At 33.3% G+C, this 25,713-nt stretch carries 18 protein-coding genes; 12 read left to right on the top strand and 6 right to left on the bottom strand.

Features of this window, described 5'->3' with window-relative positions; genetic code table 11:
- Window positions 1-14: 14 nt before the first annotated feature.
- The 3 genes from QZ824_RS00525 to QZ824_RS00515 all read right to left on the bottom strand — a co-directional run bounded on the left by QZ824_RS00525 (window position 15) and on the right by QZ824_RS00515 (window position 2,509).
- Window positions 15-638 carry a bifunctional nuclease family protein gene (locus tag QZ824_RS00525; RefSeq protein ID WP_291274092.1) on the bottom strand — a complete coding sequence of 208 codons (624 nt, stop codon included), beginning with the start codon at window positions 636-638 and terminating at the stop codon, window positions 15-17.
- 124 nt (window positions 639-762) lie between these two features.
- A complete protein-coding gene (locus QZ824_RS00520; protein WP_291274091.1) occupies window positions 763-1,731 on the bottom strand; it encodes an electron transfer flavoprotein subunit alpha/FixB family protein in 969 nt (322 codons plus the stop codon).
- Between the two features lie 31 nt (window positions 1,732-1,762).
- Window positions 1,763-2,509: an electron transfer flavoprotein subunit beta/FixA family protein gene (locus tag QZ824_RS00515; RefSeq protein WP_291274090.1), complete on the bottom strand. Its 747-nt coding sequence runs from the start codon at window positions 2,507-2,509 to the stop codon at window positions 1,763-1,765.
- 262 nt (window positions 2,510-2,771) lie between these two features.
- On the opposite strand from QZ824_RS00515, the gene QZ824_RS00510 reads away from it, so the two are divergent.
- From QZ824_RS00510 to QZ824_RS00475, 8 genes are all read left to right on the top strand, one after another.
- Window positions 2,772-3,752, top strand: coding sequence for a pyruvate dehydrogenase complex E1 component subunit beta (locus QZ824_RS00510; RefSeq protein WP_291274089.1), 981 nt, complete (start codon window positions 2,772-2,774; stop codon window positions 3,750-3,752).
- A 68-nt stretch (window positions 3,753-3,820) separates the two neighbouring features.
- Complete coding sequence (locus tag QZ824_RS00505; protein ID WP_291274088.1) at window positions 3,821-6,304, top strand: DUF5686 family protein; 2,484 nt, start codon at window positions 3,821-3,823, stop codon at window positions 6,302-6,304.
- 323 nt (window positions 6,305-6,627) lie between these two features.
- The gene (locus tag QZ824_RS00500; RefSeq protein WP_291274087.1) at window positions 6,628-7,158 is read left to right on the top strand and encodes an inorganic diphosphatase; all 531 of its coding nucleotides are present in this window, start codon (window positions 6,628-6,630) and stop codon (window positions 7,156-7,158) included.
- Window positions 7,159-7,255: 97 nt separating this feature from the next.
- Window positions 7,256-9,733 (top strand): sodium-translocating pyrophosphatase, encoded by a 2,478-nt coding sequence (locus tag QZ824_RS00495; RefSeq protein ID WP_291274086.1) that lies wholly within the window; start codon window positions 7,256-7,258, stop codon window positions 9,731-9,733.
- An 89-nt stretch (window positions 9,734-9,822) separates the two neighbouring features.
- Window positions 9,823-12,096 carry a family 20 glycosylhydrolase gene (locus QZ824_RS00490; RefSeq protein ID WP_291274085.1) on the top strand — a complete coding sequence of 758 codons (2,274 nt, stop codon included), beginning with the start codon at window positions 9,823-9,825 and terminating at the stop codon, window positions 12,094-12,096.
- 10 nt (window positions 12,097-12,106) lie between these two features.
- Window positions 12,107-13,105, top strand: coding sequence for an isoaspartyl peptidase/L-asparaginase family protein (locus QZ824_RS00485; protein ID WP_291274084.1), 999 nt, complete (start codon window positions 12,107-12,109; stop codon window positions 13,103-13,105).
- Window positions 13,102-13,770: a copper homeostasis protein CutC gene (locus QZ824_RS00480; RefSeq protein WP_291274083.1), complete on the top strand. Its 669-nt coding sequence runs from the start codon at window positions 13,102-13,104 to the stop codon at window positions 13,768-13,770. The genes QZ824_RS00485 and QZ824_RS00480 overlap by 4 nt, the downstream gene beginning before the upstream one ends.
- Window positions 13,763-16,225 carry a sugar-binding domain-containing protein gene (locus tag QZ824_RS00475; RefSeq protein WP_291274082.1) on the top strand — a complete coding sequence of 821 codons (2,463 nt, stop codon included), beginning with the start codon at window positions 13,763-13,765 and terminating at the stop codon, window positions 16,223-16,225. Before QZ824_RS00480 ends, QZ824_RS00475 begins: the two co-directional genes overlap by 8 nt.
- 117 nt (window positions 16,226-16,342) lie before the next feature.
- On the opposite strand, the gene QZ824_RS00470 is transcribed toward QZ824_RS00475, so the two are convergent.
- Both QZ824_RS00470 and QZ824_RS00465 read right to left on the bottom strand, forming a co-directional pair.
- Window positions 16,343-16,957: a deoxynucleoside kinase gene (locus QZ824_RS00470; protein ID WP_014387593.1), complete on the bottom strand. Its 615-nt coding sequence runs from the start codon at window positions 16,955-16,957 to the stop codon at window positions 16,343-16,345.
- Window positions 16,958-16,960: 3 nt separating this feature from the next.
- On the bottom strand, window positions 16,961-17,815 hold the full coding sequence (locus QZ824_RS00465) for a hypothetical protein (protein ID WP_291274081.1): 855 nt from the start codon (window positions 17,813-17,815) through the stop codon (window positions 16,961-16,963).
- Here QZ824_RS00465 and QZ824_RS00460 point away from each other — a divergent pair.
- Both QZ824_RS00460 and QZ824_RS00455 read left to right on the top strand, forming a co-directional pair.
- Window positions 17,814-18,722 (top strand): GLPGLI family protein, encoded by a 909-nt coding sequence (locus QZ824_RS00460; RefSeq protein ID WP_291274080.1) that lies wholly within the window; start codon window positions 17,814-17,816, stop codon window positions 18,720-18,722. The genes QZ824_RS00465 and QZ824_RS00460 overlap by 2 nt on opposite strands.
- 58 nt (window positions 18,723-18,780) lie before the next feature.
- The gene (locus QZ824_RS00455) at window positions 18,781-21,480 is read left to right on the top strand and encodes a carboxypeptidase-like regulatory domain-containing protein (RefSeq protein WP_291274079.1); all 2,700 of its coding nucleotides are present in this window, start codon (window positions 18,781-18,783) and stop codon (window positions 21,478-21,480) included.
- A gap of 160 nt (window positions 21,481-21,640) precedes the next feature.
- Here the strand turns inward: QZ824_RS00455 and QZ824_RS00450 are convergent, their stop codons facing one another.
- Complete coding sequence (locus QZ824_RS00450; RefSeq protein ID WP_291274078.1) at window positions 21,641-22,891, bottom strand: ABC transporter permease; 1,251 nt, start codon at window positions 22,889-22,891, stop codon at window positions 21,641-21,643.
- Window positions 22,892-23,013: 122 nt separating this feature from the next.
- Between QZ824_RS00450 and purH the strand changes: the two genes are divergently transcribed.
- Together purH and QZ824_RS00440 are read left to right on the top strand one after the other, a co-directional pair.
- The gene (gene purH / locus QZ824_RS00445) at window positions 23,014-24,540 is read left to right on the top strand and encodes a bifunctional phosphoribosylaminoimidazolecarboxamide formyltransferase/IMP cyclohydrolase (protein ID WP_291274077.1); all 1,527 of its coding nucleotides are present in this window, start codon (window positions 23,014-23,016) and stop codon (window positions 24,538-24,540) included.
- A gap of 143 nt (window positions 24,541-24,683) precedes the next feature.
- Window positions 24,684-25,712 carry a rod shape-determining protein gene (locus QZ824_RS00440; RefSeq protein WP_291274076.1) on the top strand — a complete coding sequence of 343 codons (1,029 nt, stop codon included), beginning with the start codon at window positions 24,684-24,686 and terminating at the stop codon, window positions 25,710-25,712.
- Window position 25,713: the final 1 nt, after the last annotated feature.

Genomic DNA, 25,713 nt, shown 5'->3' with positions numbered 1-25,713 from the left:
TGTTTGTTTATTAATTAGCTTTCTCTTTTATCTATTTCATCTCTAATTTGAGCCGCTTTTTCATAATCTTCTTGTTGAACTGCTTCTTCTAACAAATCATAAAGTTCTTGTAAAGAATGTTTTGACCATCCTTGTTTATTTGATTCATCTTCCAAACCAAATGTTTCAGGTGATGACAGAACTCCATCGTTTTCAGCATCTTCTGGATTTGATTCAGCCGAGGGGTTATTTAAATAAATGCCAGCTTTATCTAAAATGTTTTTATAGGTAAAAATAGGTGCATCAAAACGCAAGGCTAATGCAATAGCATCAGAAGTACGAGCATCTATAATCTCTTCAATACGATCACGTTCACAAATGATACTTGAGAAAAACACTCCATCTACTAATTTATGAATGATAACTTGCTTCACAACAATATCAAATCTATCGGCAAAACTTTTAAATAAATCGTGTGTTAAGGGTCTAGGAGGTTTTATTTCTTTTTCTAGAGCAATAGCAATGGATTGTGCTTCAAAAGCACCGATAACGATTGGTAATTTACGCTCACCTTCTACTTCGTTAAGTATCAATGCATAAGCTCCATTTTGTGTTTGGCTATATGAAATTCCTTTAATGGTTAATTTAACTAAACTCATTTTCTTTTAAATCATTATTCAAAAAATGTACTAAAGTAGTAAAAAAATAAAAAAAAGGCTATCTAAACAAAGATAATTCCATCTCAATTTAGATAGCCCTTTGAAGGGCACAATATATAAAAAATTATGCGTTATTTGCCTTGAATTCTTTTAATTTTTCTATTAAACGTGGCACTACATCAAAAGCATCACCTACTATTCCATAGTCTGCTACTTTAAAGAAAGGCGCTTCTGGATCATTGTTGATTACAACCTTTACTTTTGAAGAGTTGATACCAGCAATATGTTGAATAGCACCTGATATACCTACAGCAATATACAAGTTTGCTGCAACTGGTTTTCCTGTTTGCCCCACGTGTTCACTATGAGGTCTCCAACCAATATCAGAAACAGGTTTAGAACAAGCTGTTGCTGCACCCAAAACTGAAGCCAATTCTTCAATCATACCCCAATTTTCAGGACCTTTCAACCCTCGTCCTGCAGAAACAACTATTTCAGCATCTGCAATCGTTACTTTACCAGTTGTTTTCTCTGCATTAACTACTTTTACCCCAAAATCAGCATCGCTTAAGGCTGGAGCAAAATCCTCTTCTGTTAGAGAAACATTTGATTCAACTAAACCAAATGAGTTTTTTGACAAACCTAAAACTTTAACATCTGTTGAGATTTCAGTGATATTAAATGCTTTATTTGAAAACACATTTCTTTTTACTTGAAAAGGTGACACACTTACTGGGGCTGCCACAACATTTGATGCATATCCAGCATTTAAATTCACTGCTACTAAAGGTGCAACGTGTAAACTATCTGTTGTTGATGCTAAAACGATAACTTTAGCCCCTTCTTTTTCTGCCGCTTGTTTAATTACATCTGCATAAGCTTTTGCAGAAAAATTAGTTAATTGAGTATTAGTTACTTTTAATACTTTAGAAACCCCATAGTTAGCTAAAGCTGCGTTTTCTGTTGCATTAATAGAAACAGCTGTTACTGTTGTTCCTAATGCATCAGCAATATTTTTTGCGTAAGAAGCAATTTCAAAAGCTGTTTTTTTGAATTTACCTTCGCTTGATTCTGTATATATTAAAACTGACATATTTTTAAAATTACGATTTTCAACTGTTAAATTAAATCACTTTAGCCTCGTTGTGTAACAAGCTTACTAATTCATCTAAATTATCTGCACTAACTAATTTCACTGCTGACTTAGCTGCAGGTTTCTCAAATTTTACCGCAGATGTAGCAGCTGCATCACCTGTAGGATCTACTAAGTTTAAGGCTTTAGTCCTTGCCGTCATAATTCCTCTCATATTTGGAATTCGTAAGTCTTTTTCTTCCACTAAACCTTTTTTACCTGCAATAATTAATGGCAAAGAAGCAGTAGAAGTTTCTTTACCACCATCAATTTCTCTAACCACTGTAGCTTCAGATCCATTGAATTCAAGACCGATACAAGCATTTACAAAATTGTATCCTAACAATCCAGCAAGCATTCCTGGAACCATTCCTCCATTGTAATCAATTGATTCTGTTCCAGCGATGATTAAATCATAACCACCTTGTTGAACTACTTGTGCTAATTGTTTGGCCACAAATAAGCCATCTGTAGGATTGGCATTTACACGAATAGCTTCATTCGCACCAATAGCTAATGCTTTTCTTAAAGTAGCTTCTGCATCAGGGCCACCCACATTTACCACTGTTAATTGCGCTCCTGTTTGCTCTTTTAGAATTACAGCTTTAGTTAAACCAAACTCATCATTCGGATTAATAACGTATTGCACTCCGTTTGTATCAAATTCAGTGTCGTTATTAACGAAATTAATTTTTGAAGTAGTATCAGGCACATGGCTGATGCAAACTAATATTTTCATTATTCCTAATTTTATATTGATGCCACGAAATTACAAAAAAATGTTTTAAAAAAACTATGCACGCATAATAAATATGAAATTTTCATAAATATTTAGCAAAAATTAAACAAAATTTAATTTTTAAACCAATCACAACACCCTCTTTGAAAAGTTCATAAAGAAAACGTTTGAGTAAAAAATTATTATTTTTATAAAAATTGGCAAATCAACTCATTAAAAATTATTATTTTTGCCTTTCACTAAATTTTGGAATTTATATAAAATGAGAACAATACAGTTTAGAGAAGCTATCTGCGAAGCAATGAGCGAAGAAATGCGTCGTGATGAAGCGGTATATTTAATGGGTGAAGAAGTAGCAGAATATAATGGAGCGTATAAAGCTTCAAAAGGAATGTTAGATGAGTTTGGACCAAAGAGAGTGATCGACACACCTATTGCAGAATTAGGTTTTGCAGGCATTGCTGTAGGTTCAGCTATGAATGGATGTAGACCAATTGTTGAATTCATGACATTTAACTTTTCATTAGTTGGAATTGATCAAGTAATTAATAATGCTGCAAAGATGAGACAAATGTCAGCAGGACAATTCCCTATGCCAATGGTATTTAGAGGCCCAACGGCTTCTGCTGGTCAATTAGCTGCTACCCATTCTCAAGCTTTTGAAAACTGGTTTGCAAACACCCCTGGATTAAAAGTTGTAGTCCCTTCTACACCATATGATGCTAAAGGTTTATTAAAATCGGCTATTCGTGATAATGATCCTGTAATTTTCATGGAATCTGAACAAATGTATGGAGATAAAGGTGAAGTACCTGAAGGAGAGTATACTATTCCACTAGGTGTTGCAGATATCAAACGCGAAGGTTCAGATGTTACTGTAGTGTCTTTTGGTAAAATCATCAAAGAAGCTTTATTGGCTGCTGAAGAATTAGCCAAAGAAGGGATTTCTGTTGAAGTTATTGATTTGAGAACAGTTCGTCCTATGGATTATGACTGCATCATCAACTCTGTCAAGAAGACCAATCGTTTGGTTGTTTTAGAAGAAGCTTGGCCTTTTGCTTCTGTAGCTTCTGAAATTACCTATATGGTTCAAGAAAGAGCTTTTGATTATCTAGATGCTCCAGTACAACGTATCACTACCGCTGATACTCCAGCTCCTTATTCACCTAATTTATTAAAAGAATGGCTACCTAATAGTAATGATGTGATTAAAGCTGTTAAAAAAGTGTTGTATAAAAAATAAACCCATTTTTATTTTTATATTTGAATCCCGATTTACATCGGGATTTTTTTATTTAAACATCATTTATCGTGAAAAAAATACTAGCCTTATTCTTATTATTTTTCCAAACTTTTGTCTTGGCTCAAACCAAGGTAAGCGGAGTAGTTTTAGATGACAAAAACAAACCTATTTCTTACTCTACTGTGGCTTTTAAAAATTCAGCCGAGGGTGTAATGACCGATGAAAACGGAAAATTCTATCTAGAATCTAAAAAAAACTACTCTATTCTTGTGGTTTCAAATGTAGGCTATACAAGCAAAGAAATCACATTAAATGGTGAACACAACTACGACTTAAAAGTACTTTTATCCGCCGATAAAGAAATTGAAGCCGTGACTGTTTATTCTGGCAAAACATCTAAAAAAAACAATCCAGCTATTGATATTTTACGCAAAATATGGGAAAGAAAGAAAAAGAATGGATTACGTCAATTTGACCAATATAAATTCGATAAATACGAAAAAATAGAATTTGACATCAATTCCATTGATAGTACTTTTATGAAAAATAAAATCTTTAAAAAAATGGAGTTTGTATTCAAACACGTAGATACTTCGGACATTACAGGAAAAAACTTCTTGCCCATTTTCATTAATGAAACGTTAAGTGAGGTCTACGGAGATAATATTAACAAACGAAATAAAGAAGTTTTAAAAGCAAATAAATACTCTGGATTTGGAAATGCAAACAATGATGGAGTAAATGCTTTTTTAAAAGACTTATATGCCGAATACGACATCTATAACAACTATCTAAAGTTCTTTGACAAAGACTTTGTGAGTCCACTTTCTAGAACTGGAATTCAAGTTTATAATTATGTTTTAGCTGACAGTTCTTTTATTGATAAGAAATGGTGTTATAAAATTGTATATTACCCAAGAAGAAAAAATGAACTAACCTTTAAAGGCGACTTTTGGGTTAATGACACAACGTATGCCATCAAAACCATCAACTTGGAAGCTAGTAAAAGTGCTAACATTAACTGGGTGCGTGATATTTATATTGAACAAGAATTTGATGTATTGAACGATTCTGTCTTTTTATTAAAAAGAGATTATATGATGACTGATTTTGCTTTAACCAAAAAAGAAAAATCAAGTGGCATGTATGGTAAGCGAACCACACTTTTTAAAAATCATAATTTTAACGAAAAGAAAGACGATAAATTTTACCGAGAAGAAGTCAACTATTTTGACAAAGAAGCCTACACCAAAGATAATGCTTTTTGGGAGGAAAACCGTTTTGAAAGCCTCAATAGCAATGAAAAAGGCATATATGACATGCTTGACACCTTAAAAACCGTACCAAAATTCAAACGCATTTACAACTTAGTATCTATTTTAGGCAGCGGTTATGTACAAGTGGGTAAATTTGACATTGGCCCTTTATTCTCTACCTTCGGATATAATGATGTGGAAGGTCAGCGTATCCGATTAGGAGGCAGAACTTATTTCGGACCTAATGATTACTGGAGAATTCAAGGTTATACAGCTTATGGATTTAAAGATGAAAAGTTCAAATATGGTATTTTAGGAAAATATATGTTTAACAAAAAAAATCGCTTTATTATATCCGTTGGAAACAGAAGCGATGTTGAACAAATTGGGGTGAGTTTAACCACTTCTAACGATGTTTTGGGAAGAAGTTTTGCCTCGTCGTCTTTCTTTTCAAGTGGAACCAACAACAAGTTAACAAAAGTAAACTTAACTACTATTGGATTAGAAATAGAACCTGTTAAAAACTTAAATTTCCAAGCTACTTTTTCACATCGAAAACTAGAATCTGCCTCAAGCGCATTTAAATTAGATTACTTTACCGATGATACTTTCACTTCTACCGCTAGCAAAGTGAAACAATCTGAAATTAATTTTATGATTGACTACACACCAAAACGAAAAATGGTAGGTTATGGTGTAGACCGCATCGAAGTAGACATAAATTATCCTCGTTTTTTTGTTAGTTACTCACAAGGATTAAAAGGCGTATTAAATAGTGATTTTAGCTATTCTAAACTACAATTTTATTACAGGCAGCCGTTATTAATTGGAGGCTTTGGTCGTTTATTCACTACTTTAGAAGTAGGCAAAACTTTTGGCACAGTTCCGTTAGGATTAATGAACGTCATTCCAGGAAACCAATCGTATTTTATCATTGATAATACCTACAATTTATTGAATTATTATGATTTTGTAGCCGATCAATACACATCACTTCATTTAGAACATAACTTCAATGGTAAATTATTTGCCCGTGTACCAATGTTACGCAAACTAAACTGGAGAGAAATCGTAGGAGTAAAAGCTGTATATGGCTCTGTTTCAGACCAAAATAAAGCACTGAATGCTTCTGGATTAAATTATATTGCTCCGGTGGATGGTTACATTGAATATCATGCGGGAATTGGAAATATTTTTAAAGTAGCTCGCATTGATTGTGCTTGGCGAGGTAGTTATTTCGACTTACCTGAAGCCCGAAAATTCACCGTTAGAGTAGGTTTTGGCTTTTATTTCTAAACAAATATGTTTTTAATAAAAATCTATAGTACTGAAAAAATCGTAAATTTTTATCAACTCTACTTATACAATCAGTATGATCAAAAATAATTTAATTCTATAATAGCACCTCAACTAATCATAAAATTTGATTACTAATTTTAAACAAAACGAATCATTAAAAACAACGTTAAGTTATTATTTATTCCTGAGAATTTAACACCTGAATTCTAATTTTACATCACCACAACATTAAGTTTTGACTCAACTTTGTAAATTTTATATACATAGTAGTAAAAATCAGTTGGAAATAGCTACTTTTGCAGCTTCAAAATAAATTAAAAATGACAGCAGATAAAGTAACAACCTTTGATGTATTAGTTGAAATTCCAAGAGGAAGTAGAAACAAATATGAGTACGATTTTGATTTAAAAAGAATGCGTTTTGATCGCATGTTATTCTCTTCTATGATGTATCCTGCAGATTATGGATTTATTCCAGAAACCTTAGCACTTGACGGAGATCCATTAGACGTATTGGTATTGGTAACAAAACCTACTTTCCCTGGATGTGTAATAGAAGTGAAGCCAATCGGTGTATTTCACATGGCTGACGATAAAGGACCAGACGAAAAAGTAATTTGTGTTCCTGTTTCTGATCCTATTTGGAATAAATTAAATGATTTATCCGATATTAACCCTCATTTATTAAAAGAAATTGAGCATTTCTTTGAAGTGTATAAAGATTTAGAAAACAAACAAGTGGACGTACAAGGCTGGGGAGATGTTAACGAGGCAAAAGAGATTTTAAAACAATGCGTAGATCGTTTCCAAGCAATTGAAAATAGAGCAGAAGGACTATTTAGCATAAAATAAACTTTTTAACAAAATATTTAAAAATGGCAATTATCATTAGGATAATTGCCATTTTTTTTTACATTTGTTAAAATCAACAACTAAAAACTATAAATTTATGAATGAAATCATGCTTTACCTGCCAATTGCATTGGCCGTATTCGGATTAGTCTTTATGTTTATTAAAGCCGCATGGGTAAATAAACAAGATGCAGGAGACGAAAAAATGCAACGTATTTCAAAAAGTATTCAAGAAGGTGCCATGGCCTTTCTAAAAGCTGAATACCGAATATTAGCCATTTTTGTGGTTATCGCTTCAGTAGCCCTGTTCTTTGTATCTCGATTTTCAGGCGCCTCACATTGGATGATTGTAGTAGCTTTTATTTTTGGAGCTATTTTTTCAGCATTAGCTGGAAACATTGGAATGCGAATCGCAACTCAATCTAACGTAAGAACAACACAAGCCGCAAAAACAAGCTTACCTCAAGCCTTAAAAGTTTCCTTTTCAGGTGGAACAGTAATGGGACTAGGCGTAGCCGGTTTAGCAGTTCTTGGATTGAGTATTTTCTTTTTAGTATTTTTAAATCAATTCATGGGTGATACTACAAAATCATTCTATGATAATATGTCGATGGTATTAGAAACCTTAGCCGGATTCTCTCTTGGTGCCGAATCGATTGCTTTATTTGCCCGAGTTGGAGGTGGAATTTACACCAAGGCAGCAGATGTTGGAGCGGATTTAGTAGGTAAAGTTGAAGCGGGAATTCCAGAAGACGATCCAAGAAACCCTGCTACTATTGCAGATAATGTAGGGGATAATGTTGGAGATGTAGCAGGTATGGGAGCCGATTTATTTGGTTCTTATGTAGCAACCGTACTGGCTTCTATGGTTTTAGGAAATTATATCATTAAAGACATGAGTGAAGCAAATGGCGCTCAATTCACAGATGCTTTTGGAAACATGGGACCAATTCTACTTCCATTAGTTATTGCAGGAGTGGGTATTTTAGCTTCAATAGTAGGAACCTTTTTTGTTAAAATCAAAAACAACGATGCTAAAGAAGCGGAAGTACAAGGTGCTTTAAATTTAGGAAATTATGTTTCACTAGCATTAACTGTTGTCGCTTGTTGGTTTTTAATCAAACAAATGTTGCCAGAAACAATTAAAATGAACTTTTTTGGTGAAGGCATCAAAGAAATCCCTTCTCGTCATGTGTTTTACGCCACTTTAGTTGGATTAGCTGTAGGTTGGTTAATTTCAGCCATAACAGAATATTTTACTGCATTAGGAAAAAAACCTGTTTTAAATATTGTTCAAAATTCATCAACGGGGGCAGCAACTAATATAATTGCTGGTTTAGCTACGGGTATGAAATCTACTTTTGGTTCTGTTATTTTATTTGCTGCTGCTATTTGGGGAGCATATGCTTTAGCCGGATTTTATGGTGTGGCAATAGCCGCTTCTGCTATGATGGCAACAACAGCTATGCAATTAGCCATTGATGCCTTTGGACCAATTGCGGACAATGCAGGTGGTGTGGCAGAAATGAGCGAATTACCAAAAGAAGTTCGTCAACGTACAGACGTGTTGGATTCTGTAGGGAATACAACCGCTGCTGTTGGAAAAGGTTTTGCCATTGCTTCTGCCGCTTTAACAGCTTTAGCTTTATTTGCAGCGTATGTAACTTTCACAGGTATTGAAGGTATTAATATTTTTAAAGCAGATGTTTTAGCAGCCTTATTCATTGGTGGAATGATTCCAGTTGTATTCTCAGCATTAGCTATGCAATCTGTTGGTAAGGCAGCTATGGACATGGTAAATGAAGTACGTCGTCAATTCAGAGAAATTCCTGGTATTATGGAAGGTACAGGGCAACCTGAATATGGAAAATGTGTGGATATTTCAACTAAAGCTGCATTACGTGAAATGATGTTACCAGGTGCTATTACAATTATTACACCAATTATTTTAGGTTTCCTTATGGGAGCTGAAGCTTTAGGTGGTTATATGGCTGGAGTTTGTGTATCAGGAGTATTGTGGGCTATCTTCCAAAACAATGCAGGTGGTGCATGGGACAACGCGAAAAAATCTTTTGAAGCTGGAGTAATGATTAATGGGGAAATGACATTTAAAGGTTCTGATGCTCACAAAGCCGCAGTAACTGGAGATACTGTTGGTGATCCATTTAAAGATACTTCTGGACCTTCAATGAATATCTTAATCAAACTTACTTGTTTAGTTGGTTTAGTAATTGCTCCTCTATTAGGCGGACACAGTGCTACAACTTCAAACAGTCATTGTAGAACTGAACAATGTGCTACAATGTGTAAAAAAGAAAATTGCACTCCTGCCACTTGTACACACGAATGTTGTGCTGCTGAAACCAACAAAGCTGCTTGTTGCAGTGAAAGTTCAAAAATGGTTGGCAAATGCGACATGAGCAAATGCGCAACTATGACTAAAGAAGAATGTGCAAAAATGTGTGACTCTTTGGGTTGTTCTGCTGAAGAAAAAGAAATGTGTATGTCACATTATGACAAAGAGGGCAAATTTATAGGCCATAAAGAAGGCGCCGACTGTTGTGCCAAAAAATAATATAAAATTCTAATACGAAAAGTCTCAGTTTAACTGAGACTTTTTTTTATTTTCAATTTTCCTTACATTTAGCCAAACAAACACAACACATGAAAAACATTTACTTTTTATGGCTACTTAGTTTTAGTTGGGCTACAGGTCAACATCAACCATCTATCATTCCGCAACCTCAGCATTTAAAAGTTAGAAACTCGTTTTTTACACTTTGCAAAAACACCGAAATTGAGACCAATGAAAAGGACCTCTTTGAAATATCATATTTACAAAACGTAATTTTTCAACAAACTGGACTAACGTTACCTACTCTAAAAAAATCAAAAGCTTCTTCTAAAATAATTTTAAACCTTCGAAATATTGATGCTACTTCTACAAAACTAAAAAATCAATATGAAATTAAAATAAATGAAAATCAAATAGAAATTAAAGCAAACAGTCCTGAAGGAATATTCTATGCAATTCAAAGTTTGATACAGATTATTCCTAATGAAAAAAAACAAACAATAAAAATTCCTTGTCTTGAACTTCAAGACGAACCAAAATATAAATGGCGTGGCATGCATTTGGATTGTGCTCGTCATTTCTTTCCCAAAGAATTTATAAAAAAATATATTGATTACCTAGCCATGTATAAATTCAATGTTTTTCATTGGCATTTAACCGACGATCAAGGCTGGCGAATTGAAATAAAAAAATACCCAAAATTAACGAGCATTGGCGCTTGGCGAAATGGCTCCATGATAGGTCATTATAGTGAACAAAAATTCGACAACATTCGCTATGGTGGCTATTACACCCAAGAAGAAATTAAAGAAATAGTTGCATATGCTTCGGCACGACACATTACTATTGTTCCGGAAATTGAAATGCCCGGACATGCAGTTGCCGCTTTAGCTGCATATCCAGAATATTCTTGTACGGGTGGTCCATTTGAAGTTGGAAAAACTTGGGGTGTTTTAGATGATGTATTTTGTCCGAAAGAAGAAACCTTTACATTTTTAGAAAACATTTTGAGTGAAGTCATCTCATTATTCCCTTCAGAATACCTCCATATTGGGGGTGACGAATGTCCAAAAACAAGGTGGAAAACCTGCTCTCATTGTCAGAATAGAATGAAATCCGAAAATTTAAAAGACGAACACGAACTACAAAGTTACTTCATTCAACGCATTGAAAAATTTGTTAATAGTAAGGGAAGAAAAATTATAGGTTGGGATGAAATCCTTGAAGGAGGCTTAGCTCCAAATGCTGCCGTAATGAGTTGGCGAGGAACGGAAGGTGGAATTGCTGCAGCCAAACAAAAGCATTTCGTGGTAATGACACCCGGTTCACATTGCTATTTTGACCATTATCAAGGGAATCCTAAAAACGAACCTATCGCATTTGGCGGTTATACACCAGTAGAAAAAGTATATAACTTTAATCCAACACCAAAAAATTTAACTTCGGAAGAGGCTAATTATATTTTAGGAGCACAAGCTAATCTTTGGACCGAATACATTGAAACACCCAGCCATGTGGAATACATGATTTTTCCAAGAATGTTCGCCTTATCTGAAGTGCTTTGGGGAACATCAAATCCGGAAAAATATGCCGATTTTCAAAACAGAATGATCCATCATTTTGACTTATTAGAAAGCAAAGGTATTAATTACAGCAAAGCCGTTTTTGATATTACTTCTAACGTAAAAGCAGCCAAAAACGCGAATGGTATTTTATTTGAATTAAATTCGGTTAAAAACAACAACTTCATTAGATATACCACTGACAGAACCGTTCCAACAATAAATTCAACACCTTATATCCAACCTATTCAAATTTCAGAAAACACAATTGTTAAAGCCGCCTATTTTGAAAATGGAAAACAAAAAAGTGCCACCCTACAACAAGCTTTTCAAATTAACAAAGCCACTGGAAAAAATATAGAATTACAGGTTCAACCTAGCGAAAATTATAGTCACGGAGGCGCAATGACCTTGGTAGACGGCATGGTTTCTAAAAACAAAACACTAGGAAAAGATTGGCTTGGATTCGCTGGCAAGGATTTAATGGCTACAATTGACTTAGGAAAAATAGATTCTTTCAACAAAGTAACAATTTCTGTTTTAGAAAGTCAGGGAAGTTGGATTTATTTCCCTCAAAATATTGAAATTTTTGTTTCTGCTGATGGTAAGGAGTTCAAAAGTGTTTCAAAAATAGAACTTGACGATATTAAAAAGACCGATGGTAAAGTAACCCTAAATTTAGAAAAACAAGAAGCACAATTTGTAAAAATTAAAGCTACCAATTTTGGCGATATCCCTGAAGGTATGCCCGGAGCAGGTTCAAAAGCTTGGTTATTCGTAGATGAAATTGGAGTAGAATAAACATAAAAACATGGCAAATCGTAGAAAATTTATAAAAACAGCAGCTCTTGGCTCTGCAGCGCTAGCACTAAGTTCATTTAAATCTAAAATTGAAGAGGTTTCTGAACCATCATTAGACAAAGTAAAGAAACCAATTGTACTGTCTACTTGGAATTTTGGCATACAAGCGAATGAAGCGGCTTGGGAAATTTTAAAAAATAACGGACGAGCTCTTGATGCTGTGGAAGCTGGAGTAAAAATACCCGAAGGCGACCCCAAGGAAAGAAGTGTAGGCTATGGCGGCAGACCAGATCGCGATGGACGTGTTACTTTAGATGCTTGTATAATGGACGAATATGCCAATATTGGTTCCGTGGCTTGTTTAGAACACATTAAACATCCCATTTCAGTTGCTCGTGCTGTGATGGAAAAAACTCCACATGTTATGTTAGTTGGTGATGGTGCGTTACAATTTGCTTTATCACAAGGATTTAAAAAAGAAAACTTACTGGTTGAAGAATCAGAAAAAGAATGGAAAGAATGGCTAAAAACAAGCCAATACAAACCTATTGTCAACATAGAAAATCATGACACTATTGGAATGATTGCCATGGATGTACATGGAAATTTATCTGGGGCATGTACCACCAGTGGTATGGCATTTAAAATGCATGGCCGTTTGGGCGACTCCCCTATTATTGGCGCTGGATTATTCGTAGATAATGAAATTGGAGCAGCAACAGCTACGGGTCATGGTGAAGAAGTTATTCGAATTGCAGGATGCCATTTAGTGGTTGAACTCATGCGACAAGGCAGAACTCCGCAACAAGCATGTGAAGAAGCGGTTCAACGCATTATAAAATTAACCCAATTAAGAAATAAAAATTTAAAAGATATTCAAGTTGGATTCATTGCGTTAAATAAAAAAGGGCAAACCGGTTCGTATTGTGTTCAAGGTGGATTTAATTATGCCGTTCAGGATAATTCAGGAAGTAGATTAATTGATGCACCCTACTATTTAAAATCATGAAAAAATTAGAAATTGCTTGTTTTACCATTGCATCGATTAAAATAGCGTTGGAAAATGGCGCCAACCGAATAGAATTATGTGATCAAATGGAAGTGGGCGGAACCACTCCTTCCCATGAAATGGTAACTGAAGCCGCTAAATACGACCTATTAAAATATGCAATGATTCGACCAAGAGGAGGAAATTTTGTTTACTCAACTGAAGAATTTGAATCCATGAAAAAAAGCTTGCTTGATTTAAAAGAACAAGCAATTGATGGATTTGTATTTGGACTATTAACGGAAGATTTTCAAGTTGATATTTCTAAAAACAAAGAACTGATTCAACTGGCTCATCCCCTACCTTGTACCTTTCACCGTGCTTTTGACCAAGTGATTGAAGTTCAACAAGCACTTGAAGATTGTATTACTTGCGGGTTTCAAAACATATTAACTTCGGGTTTGAAGCAAACAGCCCTTGAAGGAAAGGAAATTTTACAAGATTTGATTCAACAAGCCAACAACCGAATAACAATTATGCCAGGCGGTGGTGTTCGGTCTTCAAATATTGAAGAATTAGACCGCTTTGTTCAAGCCAATTGGTATCATTCTGCGGCGATTACAGATGGAAGCAACACAGCAAATGCAGAAGAAATTCAAAATTTAAAACAAAAACTTCATGCGTAAACTAGTTGTATTCCTTCTTCTATTTTCCAGTTCATTGTCGGTTTTTGGACAAGAAAAATATCGAGATTTAAGCACCGAGAATTGGCAATTTCACCAAGAAGGAAAATCAGAAAAATATATAGCTAACGTTCCTGGCACGGTTCATACTGATTTATTACAAAACCAATTAATTCCCGATCCTTTCCTTGAAGATAATGAAGCAAAACTACAATGGATTGAAAACGAGAATTGGGTTTACGAGAGTTCATTTTCCCTCACTTCAAAAGAACTGCAACATCAAAATATTCAATTACAATTTGATGGATTAGACACTTACGCTACCGTTTTTTTGAATGACCAAATAATTTTACAAGCGAACAACATGTTTCGCACCTGGAACATTGAGGTAAAAAAGCAGCTAAGAAAAGGCAACAATAGTCTAAAAATTATTTTTTTATCAGCTCCAAAAAAAGGAAAAGAATTAGCACAGCAATTACCCTATACGCTTCCCGAAAAAGAACGGGTGTTTGTTAGAAAAGCACAATACCAATTTGGCTGGGACTGGGGACCTCGTTTTGTTACAGCAGGAATCTGGAAAAAAATAGAACTGCATTTTAGCAACAAGGCGTATATTGAACATTGTTTAATTCAACAAAAAGTGGTAACTAAAGAAAAAGCAGAACTTGTATTTAAAACCCAAATTTGGTGCGATAAAAAAGGAAAATACCTTTTAAAAATTGATCATCAATCCAAAGAGATTGTAGTAGATAAAGGTCGTAATACTGTTGAATTTCCATTAACTATAGAAAAACCCGAATTATGGTGGTGTAATGGATTAGGAAAACCGCATCTGTATCATTTCTCTATTCAATTAACTGACTCTAAAAAACTACTTTCAGAAAAAAGAGAATCTATTGGATTACGCCAAATTGAATGGGTCCAAGAACCTGATCATGTTGGAAAAAGTTTTTATTTAAAATTAAATGGCATCCCTGTTTTTATGAAAGGGGCCAATTACATTCCTCCTCATAGTTTCCTTCCTGAAGTATCAACTGAAGATTATACCAATTTAGTTGTTCAAGCCAAAAATGCCAACATGAATATGCTTCGCGTTTGGGGAGGTGGTGTATATGCCGATGATGCCTTTTATAATGCTTGTGATGCGAACGGAATTTTAGTATGGCAAGATTTTATGTTTGCTTGCGCCATGTATCCAGGGGACACAGCGTTTGTAAACAATGTCAAAGCTGAAATTACTGATAATATAATACGATTACGAAATCATCCTTCAATAGCTATTTGGTGTGGAAATAATGAAAATGATGAAGGATGGCACAATTGGGGTTGGCAAAAACAATTCAATTACAGCAAAGAAGAAGAAAACCAAATTTGGAACAACTACAAAAAATTATTTCATGAGTTAATACCAACAACATTAAATGAAACGTTAGGTGACCATCCATTTTTCTATTGGCCTTCTTCCCCTTCAACTGGTTGGGGTAGAAAAGAAAGTTTAACTCAAGGAGACTCCCATTATTGGGGTGTGTGGTGGGGCAAAGAACCCTTTGAAATGTACACTCAAAAAGTGGGGCGATTCATGAGTGAATATGGTTTTCAAGGTATGCCATCCCTAGCAACTTTTAAAAAATTTACCTCCAACTTAAATTGGGCTAACCCTAGTATTAAAGCCCACCAAAAACATCCTACAGGTTACGAAACCATAGACGAATATTTAGTTCGTGATTATAAAAAACCAATCACATTTGAATGTTATGTGTATGTTTCACAATTGCTTCAAGCGGAGGGAATGAAAACAGCTATTGAAGCACACCGACGCGCTATGCCTTATTGTATGGGAAGTTTGTTTTGGCAATTTAATGATTGTTGGCCGGTTACTTCTTGGAGTTCTATTGATTTTTATGGCAATTGGAAAGCCTTTCATTATCAAGCGAAACGCAGTTTTGAAAAACAAATACTTTCGTTTGAAGAAAAAAATGATATCGTCGACATCTTCGGTATAAATGAAGACTTATCGACTTTTTATGGTCAATTAAAAATAGAACTAATCGACTTTTTTGGACGCGTGTATTGGCAGTATGAGACCGCTACATTTATACACCCCAATTCTAATGACATTTTAAATAGCATTAATTTAAAAACGCTTCCACAATTGAATCCCAACCATATGTTTTTGAAGGTTACTTTAGATAATTCTGGACAAAAAAAAGAAGGAATATATTATTTTGTAAAGCCCAAAGACTTACAATTACAGCAACCTGACATTAGGTTTGATTACTTATTCAATCATCAAATTAAAATCACATCTAATACTTTAGTTAAAAACTTATACCTAGAGGCTGAAGGTGTATTTTTTGAAAATAATTATTTTGATGTTTTACCCAATGAGCCAATAATAATTCAGGCGTCAAAAGAAATAAAAGATTTGAAATGGTATAGTTTAAATACCGTACAATAAAATCATTCATAGCGTTAATTTATTTCAGCTTTTAAGTGTAGATTTTTGAGATGCTGAAACGAGTTCAGAAGGACAAGTTAAATAAAAAAAGCCTTGATTTCTCAAGGCTTACTATTTTTAAAACAATCCGTTTATTTCAGCATCAATTTTCTGGATGATGTTTCCTAAATCTTCAGGATTGTTTACATAATCTATATTATCTACATCTATGATAACCAATTTACCTTTATCGTAAGTTTGAATCCAAGCTTCATAACGTTCGTTTAATCGACTTAAATAATCAATTGAAATGGTATTCTCATAATCACGCCCACGCATGTGAATTTGTTTCACCAAATTAGGGATAGAACTTCTTAGATAAATTAACAAATCAGGCGGTCCAACTAAATCTTCCATTAAATCAAACAACGACTTATAGTTAGTATAATCACGATTCGTCATTAAACCCATTGCATGTAAGTTAGGCGCAAAAATGAATGCATCTTCATAAATGGTTCGGTCTTGTATCGTTTTTTTACCCGTTTTACGAATATCCAAAATTTGTCTGAAACGACTGTTTAAGAAATAAATTTGAAGGTTGAAGCTCCAACGCTCCATCGAATGATAAAAATCATCTAAGTATGGATTATCATCAACGTCTTCAAAGTGAGCTTCCCATTTAAAATGTTTTGATAATAACTTCGTTAATGTTGTTTTCCCCGCACCAATATTTCCTGCAACAGCTATATGCATTTATTAAAATTTTAATTGATAATTAGTAATCTGATTTTCGGTAAAAATAGCTAAAATTCCCTCTTTAAAACAAAAATTTTTTATCCTTTTTTCTTGAACAGACAAAGCTTCAATTTTACTTTCCTTCCAATTGAAGCTATACAACACTCCTTCTCTACTGTAAATCAAATTTGCTGAACCATCAAATGAGATTTGGTCAAAAAAAGGCACCTTTCCCAAGTATTTAATCGAACCAAATTTATCGATACTATTCAATTCATTTTCTTCGTTAATCCAATACAATTTATTGTAATCCGAACAAGTATACTTTATTTTTTGTTGCATTGCATTAGACAAAAATCTGAACGCTTTTTTATTCAAATTATATAATCCTATTTTTTGAGTAAGCGAATCAAAAAACCAAAATTCACTTTGTGATGCGGGTTTTATCCAATCTAACAACCAATCATTTGAAGTGACCGTCTGAATAGGATTCAATTGTGTATCCAAAACGACAACTGTATTGGTATTTTTATAAAATAGAAAAATATTCAATCCATTAAAAGCATCTATATCTGTTAGTTTACCTCCTAGATTAGATGTATATACCCATTTTTTCTCTTGACTTATTTTATGTATATCATTTTGATTAGAACAATAAAAAAAATTAAGAGCGTCCATACTCCAAAAAACTTCATATGGAGCCTGAATAGAAGCAATAGGTGTTACTGTTATCGTTTGTGCTGACAACAAACAGGAAACTAGTAAAAAAAAGTATTTAAACATTGGAATAATAGATGAAAACAAAAATACTAATTTAAAATGTAACTTTTTCATCTTTTCATTGTCTAACTGATAGTTAATTAAAATCAATACCATGAAAAAAATAGTTTTACTATTGGTTGGGCTTTCAAGTTTAGCCACATTTGCTCAAAAAGATTTTCAAGGCATGGCGGTTTATGAATCAAAAACCAGCACAGCCGAATTCATGAAAAATATGGATAGTAATAAAGATATTACACCCGAAATGAAAGCGCAAATTGCTGAAAGAATGAAAAAAGCATTTGAAAAAACTTTTATTTTGAATTTTGATAAATCTGCCTCTATTTATAAAGAAGAAGAAAAATTAGATGCTCCTGGACAAGGAGGCGGAATGCGTATGATGACGTCGATTATGGGCGGTGGTGGAACGTACTACAAAAACGTAAAAGAAAAAACCTATACCGTTGATAAAGAAGTTTTTGGAAAAGAATTTTTAATTAAAGATTCCTTACCAAAATACAACTGGCTTTTAAGTCAAGAGACAAAGAAAATTGGAGATTATACTTGTTTCAAAGCTACTGCTGTCGTAGCAGCAAGCAAAACAGATTTTAGAAACTTTAGAAGAAAAGAAGCCAAAAAAGAAGAAGGAAAAACAGAAAATAAAGACGAAAAAACTTCGGAACAAAAAGAAAAGAAAACCAACTTTTTTGACGAAGTTGATATGCCAAAAGAAATTACCGTTACTGCATGGTATTGTCCTGAAATTCCAATTAATCAAGGACCAGAAGGTTATTGGGGACTACCTGGTTTAATCATGGAAGTGAATGATGGGAAAACTATTATTTTATGTTCTAAATTAGCGATGAATACTAAAGAAAAAGCAGAAATAAAAGCTCCGACTGGTGGAGATAAAGTTACTCAAAAAGAGTTTGACGACATCATTATGAAAAAAATGAAAGAAATGAGCGAAATGGGTGGTGGCCCAGGTGGTGGAAGAGGAATGCAATTTAGAATGAGTAGATAATTTAAATAATGAACATCAATTAGGTCGCTTTTGTAGAGCGACTTTTATTTAACCAAAAATGAGACAACTAATTTTATTTTGTACGTTCCTATTTACAGGATTTTTACAGGCTCAATCTATTAAATTAGAAGGTGTCCTAAAAGATAATTTAAACAATCCCATAGAGACGGCTAATGTGATGGCTATCAACACGACCACAAAAGCTATGGATGCTTATAATATTACTAATGAAAAAGGAAGATTTGCTCTAAATCTAAAACCCAATACTGAATATGTTATTAAAGCGGGATATATTGGTTTTGCTCCTTTCGAGAAGAAGATTACAACATCTAATCAAAATATGACCTTTGACATTTCATTACAAGAAAATAATGAAATTGAGGCGGTTGAAATCGTAAAAGAAATGCCCGTAAGAATTAGTGGTGACACCATTATTTACAACTCTGATTCATTTACTAATGGTACCGAGCGTAAATTAGAAGATGTACTAAAAAAATTACCTGGTGTTGAAGTCAATAAAGATGGCGAAATTGAAGTAGAAGGCAAAAAAGTGCAAAAAGTAATGGTTGAAGGCAAAGATTTCTTTGATGGCGACACTAAAATTGCTACAAAAAATATTCCAGCAGATGCCTTAGATAAAATTCAAGTATTACGCAATTATAATGAGGTTTCTAATCTGAAAGGGCTAGAAAATAATGAAGAAAATATTGCCTTAAATATTAAACTGAAAGAAGGAAAAAAGAATTTTTGGTTTGGCGATATGATGGCTGGAGCTGGGGTAAGTGATCAAGTCGATCGTTATATTTTGAATCCGAAATTATTTTATTATAATCCAAAATACAGCATTAATGTTATTGGTAATCTAAATAACATTGGTGAACTTCCATTAACAATGCAGGATTATTTTAAATTCACGGGAGGATTTAAAAATCTAATGAAAAAAGGAGGTTCTACTTTCAATGTAACTTCTAATGATTTAGGGATTATGGGAATGCGAAACAATCGAGCTCAAAATATTGATACTAAATTTGGCGCTACAAACTTCAGCTACAATCCTTCAAAAGCTTGGACCATCAGTGGTTTTGGTATTTACTCTTACAACAAGACCAATTTACTTACCGAAAACCTATACAACAGAACCGATAGAGATGGTACAAAAGTAACAGAAAATAAAACTGATCAATCACGTCAAAGAACAGATTTAGGTTTGTTTAAATTAAGTTCAAGTTATGTCCCTAATACTAAAATACACTTTGACTATGATGCCTTACTAAAATTTTCTAGTCAATTAGAAAATCAAAGTACTTTATCAAGTTTACAAGGCGACATTTATACGGTTAAAAAACAAAAACCATTAGCTATTAACCAAAACTTGAATTACTATTATACATTAAACGAGAAGAACGTATTCGCCTTTGAAATGCAAAATTTATTTCAAGAGGAAGATCCTTTTTATAATGCTAATTTAACCCTTCAACCTTTTAATTTAAACGGATATAACAATGCACAATTGCGAAATGACATCAATCAAGAGCGTTTAGTAAAAACTAATAAAACTGACGCAAAACTAGATTACTACTACAGCCTTACACCTAAAAGTAACATCAATATTACTTTAGGAAATACTTATTCATATCAAAATTTTAATTCTAAGATTTTTCAAATTTTAGATAATGGTTCTGTAAATCATCTTGATGCCCCTGAAAACAATAACAATGTGAATTATAGTTTCAACGATGTCTTTTTAGGCTTACATTATAAGTTTTTGACCGGTAAATTTACATTTAATCCTGGTGTAAGTTTCCATCAATTCAACACCGCAGACAAACAATTAGGCTCAACAAATAAAATGAGTTTTACTCGAGTATTGCCTGATTTTTATGCTTTATGGCAAATTAAAAAATCTCAAACGTTGACCTATACTTATTCCATGACGAATAGTTTTACCGATATCAATAAATTGGCTCAAGGTTATATTTTCTCAAATTACAATAGTTTATTTAGTGGAAATCGTTTTTTAGAAAATTCATTAGCTCATGTGCATAGTTTACGATTTTTTAAATATAGCATGTTTAATTTTGAAAATATTTCTGCTAATCTTACCTACACAAGACAAGTAGATGCCATTACTAATAGAGCTTTGTTAGCAGGTGTGAATCAAATTTCATCTTCGGTCAATATGCCTTCCAATTTCCCTAACGAATCACTTTCAGGATTTGGTAGTTATGGCCGTTCTTTCCTGAGGTATTTCAAAGCGGATGTTAATGCTAGATTATCTTGGTCTAAAAACAATAATATCCGTGTGAATTTTGACAACAGTGAATATATTCAATCTACTGAACAATTTTCACAAATCTATAGTGCTAGTTTCTCGACTAACTTTAAGCAGTTACCTAATTTAACTTTAGAATATGAATACACTATCAATGATTTTCAAAATCAAATTTACTATGTAGATAATCCTTCTATTTTATTAGAATACTTCTTCTTAGACGCATTTTCATTTACTTCTGAATATAGTTTTTATCACAACAGAAATAAACAAAAAACCATCAATACAGAATATGACTTTTTAACAGCTTCATTAAGCTATAGAAAAAAAGATAGTAAGATGGAATATAAAATTGGAGCAACTAACTTATTGAACACAAAAACATTAAACGATAGTAGTTTTAATGCTTTAGGAGGTTCAAGTAATTTCTCCAGTTATTATGTACAACCAAGATATATAGTATTTAGTTTAAAATATAACTTATGATTAAGTTAGTTCTAACTAAAAAGTCCCGATGATAATTCATCGGGACTTTTTAGTTTTATGCTAAAATTCAATCATCAATTAACTCAGTCATTTTAAAATTAACTAACTTGTTTAAATCGTTAATTACTATTCTACTCTGAAATAAACTAATTTATTTCACTTACATTCCTGTTCTTATCGCTTCAACTGGATCTAATTTTGAGGCAGAAATTGCAGGTATAATACCAGCAACTAATCCGATAATAATTGCTAAACTTGATCCTAAAATAACATTTGAGAAGCTCAATACAAACTCAAAATCAAGCACATTAGTCAATATAATAGCAATAACCCAAACTAATATCATTCCAATCATTCCTCCAATTAAAGACAAAATAACTGCTTCAAATAAAAATTGAAATAAAATAAAACGATTTTTTGCTCCAAGTGCTTTTTGTATTCCAATTAAGTTCGTTCGTTCCTTAACAGAGACGAACATAATATTGGCAATCCCAAAACCACCTACAAGCAAAGAAAAACCACTAAGAATCCAACCTACCAAATTCATCTGACTTGTTATATCATCAATAAACTTAGTAAATCCAGATAAAACATTTATGAAGAAATTATTAATATCATCTGGTTTTAATCCACGATGATTTCTTAGTTTTTGTACTAATTCAGCTTTAAATTCTTCCACATCAACACCTTTTTCAGGCTTAATTAAAATAGCTGGAGTAAACGCTTTGTTATTATCCCCATACATTTTTCTCATGAAGTTGACAGGAAAAAAAACAGCAATATCATTACTATCACCAAAAGTATCTTGGCCTTGCTTCTTCAATACTCCAATCACTTTAAAACGTTGACCATACAATCTGATTTGTTTTCCAAGAGGATCATTATTTTGGAATAGCCCTTCAGCTACATCGTATCCGATTACTATAACAGGAACTCCAGAATTTGATTCTGATTCATTAAACAAACGTCCTTTTTCAACAACAAACGGTTCAATGTCAAAAAACTCATAAGTAGAAGGCTTAACTCGAATAGAAGTAACAATATTATCCTCATATTTAATACTTTCATTCCGTGTAAAAAAGTTAAAAGAAATTTGATTTACATCTGTTAAATTTCGTTTTAAAAATTGATACTCTTCATAAGTAACATTAGGAAATTGATCTCTCTTCCATTGAGGTATATCAGATGGTCCAAATGAAAATTTAAAAAGATAAATGGTATTTTTATCCATGCCTTCCAAACTACCTTCAATATTTTTTTTCATAGAATCAACAGCCGCTAAAACAGCTATAATTGAAAAAATACCAATGGTTACCCCAAGTAACGAAAGAAATGTTCGCAACTTATTGTTCCTTAATGCATTTAATGCAAACGTTAAACTCTCTCCTAATAATCTTAAATACAAAAACATACCTTCTCTACTCTTGTTTATCAAATTAGTAGTCAAAAAACAAAAGTTGTTACAATTTGTCCAATTGTTCTTGAAAGTTAAAGATAGTATAGTTACTTTTGCAGCTTCAAAACAACAACACAATGACACATACCAAGAAAATCAAAGCAGCTCTCATTTCTGTATTTGATAAAACAGGCTTAGCACCTATTGTCCAAGCCTTACATGAAAACCAAGTTACTTTATATTCTACAGGAGGAACTGAAGAATTTATTAAAAATTTAGGCATACCAGTAATTGCAGTTGAAGACGTAACGTCTTACCCTTCCATTTTAGGTGGTAGAGTTAAAACCTTACATCCAAAAATTTTTGGTGGGATTTTAAACCGACAAGACCATGATGGCGATGTAGCTCAAATGACCGAATTTAATATACCACAAATCGATCTAGTAATTGTAGATTTATATCCTTTTGAAAAAACCGTTGCTTCAGGAGCCTCAGAACCAGATATTATTGAAAAAATTGATATCGGAGGGATTTCATTAATTCGTGCAGCTGCCAAAAATTTTAAAGATACTGTTATTGTAGCTTCTGTAAATGAATATGAATCTTTTTTACAACATTATACTGAAGAGAATGGTTCTACTACTTTAGCCCAACGTAAACTACTAGCTACTAAAGCTTTTCATGTTTCTTCTAACTATGACACGGCTATTTTTAATTACTTCAATGAAGAAGATAGCTATTTAAAAATAAGTGAATCTAACGGGCAAGTTTTACGCTATGGAGAAAACCCACATCAAAAAGGATTGTTCTTCGGAGACTTTGATCAACTTTTTACTAAATTACATGGAAAAGAACTGTCTTACAATAATTTGTTAGATGTAGATGCTGCTGTAAATTTAATTAGCGAATTTAAAACAGACGAGCCTACTTTTGCTATTTTAAAACACAACAATGCTTGTGGAATCGCTACAAGACCCACAATGAAAGAAGCTTATTTAGAAGCTTTAGCTGGAGACCCTACTTCTGCTTTTGGAGGTGTATTAATTGCGAATGGACTAATTGATGAAGCAACCGCTGAAGAAATTAACAAACTATTTTGTGAAGTAGTTATTGCTCCTGCTTTTGACCAAGAAGCAATAGGCATTTTAGAGGAAAAGAAAAATAGAATCATCTTAATCTTAAACGAAGTAACTTTACCAGCTAAACAAGTGAGAACTTGTCTAAACGGAATTTTAGTGCAAGAAAAAGACTATATTACTGATTCAAAAGAACAGTTAAAAACAGTTACAACTACAGCACCGACAAATGATGAAATTGAAGATTTAATCTTTGCTTCAAAAATTTGCAAACACACCAAATCTAATACTATTGTATTAGCAAAAAACAAACAACTATGTGCTTCAGGAACAGGACAAACTTCTAGAGTTGACGCATTAAGACAAGCAATAGAAAAAGCGCAATCCTTTGAATTTGATTTGACAGGAGCAGTTATGGCAAGTGATGCTTTTTTCCCTTTTCCAGATTGTGTTGAAATTGCAAATAAAGCAGGAATTACAGCGGTAATCCAGCCAGGTGGTTCTATAAAAGACGAGCTAAGTATAAACTATTGCAACGAAAATAATTTAGCTATGGTTTTCACTGGTGTACGTCATTTTAAACACTAAGAATAAAATCAAATAAAACCAAGTAATTAAGTGCATTAAGACTTTTTGTTTTAATGCATTTTTTTTACATTAAAAACAAAATATTTTTCTACTTTTGTCAGTTGAATAAACTATAGTTACATTAACCCTTTATAAAAACATATATGGGATTTTTTGATTTCATGACTGAGGACATTGCTATTGACCTTGGTACCGCAAATACATTGATCATTCACAACGATAAAGTTGTTATAGATAGTCCTTCCATCGTCGCTAGAGACCGTATTTCTGGCAAAATTATAGCTGTTGGAAAAGAAGCTAATATGATGCAAGGAAAAACACACGAAAATATCAAAACAATTCGACCTTTAAAAGATGGGGTTATTGCCGATTTTGATGCATCAGAAAAAATGATTAGTATGTTTATTAAAAGCATACCAGCACTAAAGAAAAAATTATTTACACCTGCGTTACGTATGGTAATTTGTATTCCTTCAGGCATTACTGAGGTGGAGATGCGTGCCGTAAAAGAATCTGCTGAGCGTGTAAATGGAAAAGAGGTTTATTTGATTCATGAACCTATGGCAGCTGCTATTGGTATTGGAGTTGATATTATGCAACCTAAAGGAAACATGATAGTAGACATAGGCGGTGGAACTACAGAAATTGCAGTCATTGCATTAGGCGGTATCGTTTGTGATAAATCAGTAAAAATTGCGGGTGATGTTTTCACTAATGATATCATTTATTACATGAGAACTGCACATAACTTGTTTGTTGGAGAAACCACCGCTGAAAAAATTAAAATACAAATTGGTGCCGCTACTGAAGATTTAGATACCGCTCCAGAGGATATGTCAGTTCAAGGACGTGATTTATTAACTGGAAAACCCAAACAAGTTGATGTGTCATACAGAGAAATTGCAAAAGCTCTAGACAAGTCCATTCAACGTATTGAAGATGCTATCATGGAAACATTATCACAAACCCCTCCTGAACTAGCCGCAGATATTTACAATACGGGTATCTATTTAGCTGGTGGTGGTTCCATGTTGAGAGGATTAGACAAACGAATTTCTTTGAAAACAGATTTACCTGTTTACATTGCAGAAGACCCATTAAGAGCCGTAGTTAGAGGAACGGGTATGGCTTTAAAAAACATCAACAAATACAAAAACATCTTAATTAAATAAG

The organism is Flavobacterium sp., assembly GCF_021151785.1.
In the GTDB taxonomy this organism is placed as follows: domain Bacteria; phylum Bacteroidota; class Bacteroidia; order Flavobacteriales; family Flavobacteriaceae; genus Flavobacterium.
This window is presented reverse-complemented; position numbering and strand designations above follow the sequence as displayed.

Excerpts from the sequence above, each read along its gene's own strand:
- QZ824_RS00525 (WP_291274092.1), bottom strand. The coding sequence starts at position 638 with ATGAGTTTAGTTAAATTAACCATTAAAGGAATTTCATATAGCCAAACA.
- QZ824_RS00520 (WP_291274091.1), bottom strand. The coding sequence starts at position 1,731 with ATGTCAGTTTTAATATATACAGAATCAAGCGAAGGTAAATTCAAAAAA.
- QZ824_RS00515 (WP_291274090.1), bottom strand. The coding sequence starts at position 2,509 with ATGAAAATATTAGTTTGCATCAGCCATGTGCCTGATACTACTTCAAAA.
- QZ824_RS00510 (WP_291274089.1), top strand. The coding sequence starts at position 2,772 with ATGAGAACAATACAGTTTAGAGAAGCTATCTGCGAAGCAATGAGCGAA.
- QZ824_RS00500 (WP_291274087.1), top strand. The coding sequence starts at position 6,628 with ATGACAGCAGATAAAGTAACAACCTTTGATGTATTAGTTGAAATTCCA.
- QZ824_RS00495 (WP_291274086.1), top strand. The coding sequence starts at position 7,256 with ATGAATGAAATCATGCTTTACCTGCCAATTGCATTGGCCGTATTCGGA.
- QZ824_RS00490 (WP_291274085.1), top strand. The coding sequence starts at position 9,823 with ATGAAAAACATTTACTTTTTATGGCTACTTAGTTTTAGTTGGGCTACA.
- QZ824_RS00485 (WP_291274084.1), top strand. The coding sequence starts at position 12,107 with ATGGCAAATCGTAGAAAATTTATAAAAACAGCAGCTCTTGGCTCTGCA.
- QZ824_RS00480 (WP_291274083.1), top strand. The coding sequence starts at position 13,102 with ATGAAAAAATTAGAAATTGCTTGTTTTACCATTGCATCGATTAAAATA.
- QZ824_RS00475 (WP_291274082.1), top strand. The coding sequence starts at position 13,763 with ATGCGTAAACTAGTTGTATTCCTTCTTCTATTTTCCAGTTCATTGTCG.
- QZ824_RS00470 (WP_014387593.1), bottom strand. The coding sequence starts at position 16,957 with ATGCATATAGCTGTTGCAGGAAATATTGGTGCGGGGAAAACAACATTA.
- QZ824_RS00460 (WP_291274080.1), top strand. The coding sequence starts at position 17,814 with ATGAAAAAAATAGTTTTACTATTGGTTGGGCTTTCAAGTTTAGCCACA.
- QZ824_RS00465 (WP_291274081.1), bottom strand. The coding sequence starts at position 17,815 with ATGGTATTGATTTTAATTAACTATCAGTTAGACAATGAAAAGATGAAA.
- QZ824_RS00455 (WP_291274079.1), top strand. The coding sequence starts at position 18,781 with ATGAGACAACTAATTTTATTTTGTACGTTCCTATTTACAGGATTTTTA.
- QZ824_RS00450 (WP_291274078.1), bottom strand. The coding sequence starts at position 22,891 with ATGTTTTTGTATTTAAGATTATTAGGAGAGAGTTTAACGTTTGCATTA.
- purH (WP_291274077.1), top strand. The coding sequence starts at position 23,014 with ATGACACATACCAAGAAAATCAAAGCAGCTCTCATTTCTGTATTTGAT.
- QZ824_RS00440 (WP_291274076.1), top strand. The coding sequence starts at position 24,684 with ATGGGATTTTTTGATTTCATGACTGAGGACATTGCTATTGACCTTGGT.